2 protein-coding genes are annotated in these 3,679 nt (G+C 41.4%); both read right to left on the bottom strand.

The window, feature by feature from the left end:
- Window positions 1-212: 212 nt before the first annotated feature.
- Complete coding sequence (locus IQ229_RS18000) at window positions 213-2,417, bottom strand: CHASE2 domain-containing protein (RefSeq protein WP_194046051.1); 2,205 nt, start codon at window positions 2,415-2,417, stop codon at window positions 213-215.
- Between the two features lie 216 nt (window positions 2,418-2,633).
- Window positions 2,634-3,617, bottom strand: a complete 984-nt coding sequence (locus IQ229_RS17995; protein WP_194046049.1) for a vitamin K epoxide reductase family protein — start codon at window positions 3,615-3,617, stop codon at window positions 2,634-2,636.
- Window positions 3,618-3,679 lie beyond the last annotated feature (62 nt).

Here is a 3,679-nt window from a genome sequence, read left to right as displayed (position 1 = left end):
GGACTAATTACTTTCTGACATCAGTTATGAAGTTTAATCTTCAAGCCAAAAATCCTTGCCAGGTCTACATCTTGGCTAAGAATTTATCTTGCAGGATATAGGCTATATTTTTTCAATACAGTGTCTTAGACGTATCTCCAGTTTAAATTCCTAATTTGAAGGTAAAAATTATAACTATAGTGAAAAAACCTGGAGACTTGACTCTTAACTAATTAAGCAAACTCGTAGCGATTTTTACCCAGGCGCTTGGCACGATACATTGCTGTATCAGCTTGTTTTATCAAAGTTTCACTGTCTTGACTGTTGTATGGGTAAACACTAATGCCAATACTCGCAGAAACTCGGATTGTATAGCCGTCCAAAACAATTGGCTTGGTAATACTGCTTAAAATTTTTTCAGCGACTTTAGCAGCTATTTGGACATTAGGTATTGCCCGTAAAATCACAGTAAATTCATCGCCACCCAAGCGGGAAACTGTATCACTAGCGCGTAGAGAGTTGCTGAGTCTTCCAGCAATAGTCATTAGCAAGCGATCGCCCGCCTCGTGTCCCAAACTATCATTGACTTGCTTAAAGCCATCTAGATCGATAAACAGCAGTCCCAACAACAAGTTGTTGTGTTGCGCCCAATGTAAGGACTCGTAAAGTTGTTCGGCAAAAAATTTGCGATTGGATAAACCGGTCAGGGGGTCGTGATACGCTAAATGACGCAAGTGGTCTTCTTTGAGTTTTAATTCATTGTTAGAGCGGTATAGTTCAGCAGCAGTACGCTTCAGCTGTTCTTCCATCAGCTTGCGCTGAGTAATATCTCGGATGACACCAACTAAAAAGAAATTGCCAGCTGAGTCTTTGTGAAGCGATCGCTTAGTGGCAATTTGATGAGTCTGTCCATCAGCATTTGTAAATTCTTCTTCATGTTCTTGGGGTTGCTGAGTCCGAAAAACAAGATCGTCCTGTTGTCGAAATACATCAGCTTCATGTTTTGGGAAAAAGTCATAGTCTGACTTTTCAATTAATAACTTATTTGGATAACCGATAAATCGACAATACGCCTCATTTAAAACAATCCACTGGTGTTGTTCATTTTTCACAAAAATTGGATCGGGGATCGTGTTGATAACATGATGCAAAAATTCTTTGGAACGTTTCCACTCTTCCTGCATGTGAGCAATATGACTAGTCATCCAAATAGCTGAAGTGCCAAAGCAAACCAGTGAGGGAATGAGTGGTATCCACCAACCGTACAAGAAAGCAAAGTATGCACTCACGGTCAATATAAAGCAAGAAACTAGGATACAGAAGAGACTCCTAGCTGCGTGTCGTATCCGCCATATCGTCACGGCTCCCAGATAAGACCAAACAAAAATCCACAAGTATTCCACCAAGTCAGGCCACACTTTGAGTAATGGTCTTCCATCAACAGCAGCAGAGATTAACTCACTAATAAAATAAGCTTGCAATTGAATACCAGGTACAGGCTTTGCCGTACCAATTACACTGCTGGAGTAGGGAATAAATACAATATCTGGGAGACTGGGTGCAGTCGAACCAATAAGTATAATCCGATCTTTGATTAAATTTGCTTTGACTTTATCTGCCAGTACATCTCTCATCGAGACTTGGCGAAAACTACAAAATTCTCCAGAGGAACTTTGACATTTGGGTTTGGGAAAATTGCTCAAAATTTGGTAGCCTCTATCATCAGCTCCCACATAAGCACCATCATTAGCTTCAAAACGAGTAAATGCTGCCTTACCCAATTGCAAATACTCAGGGTTGCTTTTGGCTTTGGTAGGAGTAATTCCTTTTGGCTTTAAATACAATAAAGCCAACTTCAGGGCAAAACTTTCGTGTACTTCACTTTTAACGTGCCAATACAACAAACTGCGACGCACTTTACCATCAAGATCGTACAGCACGTTATTAAAGCCCACTTGATCCCGATCTAGTCCCAGTGGAGGCGAAACACTAAAGTTTTTGTTTTTGTCATTTGCTAGTAGTTCAATACCAATTAAGTTGGGTGTTGACTGATAAGCATTATGTAGCTCTTGATTACCAGGCTCTACTGGTAAATTTTTGTAGATATCTAAGCCAATCGCACGGGGTTTGTGGACATTTAATTTTTGCAACAACTGGGCAATCTTCGCATCTGGAATTGGCCACGAACGTATTTCGTTTAAATAAGCCTCATCAATCACTACGATCGTAATCCGGTCTTCTGGCGGTTCCATTGGACGTAAGTGAAAAAATTGATCCAAAGCCGCCAACTCCAAAGATTGCAATAATCCAATGGAGTGCAAAAGCAGGACGCAGACTGCAACGCTGGCCGCAGTAATCAATTCTCTGTGTTCTCGACTAAGCGATTGTTTCAGTCCAAAGGTTAACTTCACAAAACGCTTGCCTAGCTGCTGATTCATTCCCATTACCTAGTAGGCAGAAATATTCTCTATTACCTATAGCTATTAACTATCGGACTAAGATAGCTCAAGTAGGAGCTAAATCGATTAGGTATTTTACAGAGAATTACGTTAACTTCCAACTACCAAAAACAAAAAAGCCAACTGGAAACAGATTTTACTGTACTCATCCAGTTGACTATAGGGCGTGAACTACTGAAGGTCAGTGTAGGTACTTTACTTAAAATACTTGAAGTTCCGAGGTCCTGTGTAACCAGAAACTTTCGCTAATTCCTCTAAGTTTTGGACTCCGCTATAGCTTTTACCATTAACGATCCAAGTGGGGAAACCTTCAATTTTTGCAGCTTTACAGATTTCTGGTTGAGCTTTGAGTCCATCGGGGGCGCACTCTACCTTAATGCCATTATTGATTATTTCCTCAGCTTCTTTACCAAAAAGCAGCTTTTGTTCATGACAGTGAGGACACCAATAAGCACTGTATTCCTTTGCACCTACCTTTGCCAGATGTCTTGCTAAGGCTATTTCTGCCTCACCAGAAGTAGTGGTAACTTCCCAACCGAACGCTGGGTTAGGGTTTTCCTTGGGAGTAAAGGTAATTTTTGTGGGTTGTCCAGGAGTTCCAGGTGTCACATCTGATTGATTCACGCCGGCATAAACGCCTAAAGTACCAATCAGCGTTACCATTCCGACAATCAGGGCGGTAAACAAGATTTGTCCAATATCCTCCCAAGTCCGACCGATAATTGTTAGTACCAAAAGACTCACAGAGAACAAAGCTGAACCGATACAGTAAAGACAAATAGCTTTGATTTGAGATGTCAGCACATACATTAAGTAGCCGCTAAATACAGACATAGCGATCGCACCTACCAGCAGTAGCCACCACGTCCAATTTTCCAATTGTTTGCGGTTATTGTTTTCCTTGGAGTTGAATACCAAGGGAGCCAAAGCAAATACCACCATACTGATGTATGCCAAAAACCCAAACAAAGCTAATGGCTGTCCAAAAACCGTTGCCCAAGGACTGGAAAGCACATCATTACAGCCCTTAGCACCAGCCTGTGCCACACAAGCGGCACTGCCTCCAGTTAACTTTTCTATAGTGAGATAACCTGTTATCAGGGCACCACATCCAGCGATCGCGGCAATCAATGGACGTGACCATTTATGAATCCAAGGAGTAGAACGACGGCGAATCATAAATTGTTATTGGTTATTGGTTATTGGTTAATGGGCATTGGGCATTGGGCATTAATTCTTTC

It is taken from the genome of Nostoc cf. edaphicum LEGE 07299 (assembly GCF_015207245.1).
Lineage (GTDB): Bacteria > Cyanobacteriota > Cyanobacteriia > Cyanobacteriales > Nostocaceae > Nostoc > Nostoc edaphicum_B.
Note: the sequence above shows the minus strand (reverse complement) of the source record. Positions and strands in the feature narration are given on the sequence as shown.

Excerpts from the sequence above, each read along its gene's own strand:
- IQ229_RS18000 (WP_194046051.1), bottom strand. The coding sequence starts at position 2,417 with ATGAATCAGCAGCTAGGCAAGCGTTTTGTGAAGTTAACCTTTGGACTG.
- IQ229_RS17995 (WP_194046049.1), bottom strand. The coding sequence starts at position 3,617 with ATGATTCGCCGTCGTTCTACTCCTTGGATTCATAAATGGTCACGTCCA.